The organism is Mesorhizobium sp. M7A.F.Ca.US.014.04.1.1 (assembly GCF_003998745.1).
Lineage (GTDB): Bacteria > Pseudomonadota > Alphaproteobacteria > Rhizobiales > Rhizobiaceae > Mesorhizobium > Mesorhizobium ciceri.
Genome location: NZ_RZRW01000627.1, coordinates 2078 through 3160, shown reverse-complemented (window position 1 = coordinate 3160; position 1083 = coordinate 2078). Strand labels below are relative to the sequence as shown.

Genomic DNA, 1083 nt, shown 5'->3' with positions numbered 1-1083 from the left:
CGCTGGACGAACATGTCGAGAGCGCGGACGGGATCGTGCTCGACATCGGCGTGTCCTCGATGCAGCTCGACCAGGCGGAGCGCGGGTTTTCGTTCCGCGCCGACGGGCCGCTCGACATGCGCATGGCGCAATCGGGCCTCAGCGCCGCCGACGTCGTCAATTCCTTCAAGCCGGGCGATCTTGCCCGCATCTTCGGCTTCCTCGGCGAGGAGCGCCATGCCGGACGCATTGCCCGCATGATCGAGGCGCGCCGCGAAAAGCGCCCGTTCGAGCGCACGTTGGAACTCGCCGACGCCATCGAGACGCATATCGGCCGGGCGCCGAAGGACAAGATCCATCCGGCGACGCGCGTCTTCCAGGCGCTGCGCATTTTTGTCAATGACGAGCTTGGCGAACTGGCCAAGGCCCTGTTTGCGGCCGAACGCGCTCTGAAGCCGGGCGGACGGCTCGCCGTGGTCACCTTCCATTCTCTGGAAGACCGCATCGTCAAGCGTTTCATCGCAGACCGGGCCGATGTCGCGACCGGCTCGCGTCACCTGCCCGAGGCGCATGCGCGCACCGCGACGTTCCGCAAGGCGGGCGGCGGCGTGACGGCCGGCGACGCCGAGGTGGCGGCCAATCCGCGCGCCCGTTCGGCCAGGCTGCGCGCGGCGGTCCGCACCCAGGCGCCGGCGCGCGGCAGCGACTTTTCGATTTTCGGCCTTCCAAAGCTTCCCGGTATCGACCGGCCGGGGGAGAGGTAGCTAAGTGTTTCGTACCAGCGACATTGTCCTGATCGCCGTCATGGTTGCGGTCGCGGCCCTTACCTACAAGGCCAAGCGCGAGGCCGAGGAACAATTGGCCGCCGTGCAGAAGATCCATGCGCAGATACGCTATGAGGAGGACACGATCGACCTGCTCAAGGCCGACTGGAGCCTGCTTACCCAGCCGTCGCGGCTGCAGAAGCTCGCCGAACTCTACAAGTCGCAGCTCGAACTCGAGCCGGTCAGCGCCCGCCAGATCGGCGGTGTCGGCGACCTGCCGGCCAAATCCCTTGACATCCAGGACATCTTGTCGGGACGCCAGGGCGGCATGGCTGATAGT

The 1083-nt window shown here is 66.8% G+C and carries 2 protein-coding genes; both read left to right on the top strand.

Features of this window, described 5'->3' with window-relative positions:
- The coding region (gene rsmH, locus EOA22_RS28885; RefSeq protein ID WP_127390400.1) for a 16S rRNA (cytosine(1402)-N(4))-methyltransferase RsmH at window positions 1-743 on the top strand (743 nt) is incomplete at its 5' end.
- Between the two features lie 4 nt (window positions 744-747).
- Window positions 748-1083: hypothetical protein (locus EOA22_RS38250; RefSeq protein WP_206521349.1), on the top strand; the 336-nt coding region annotated here is incomplete at its 3' end.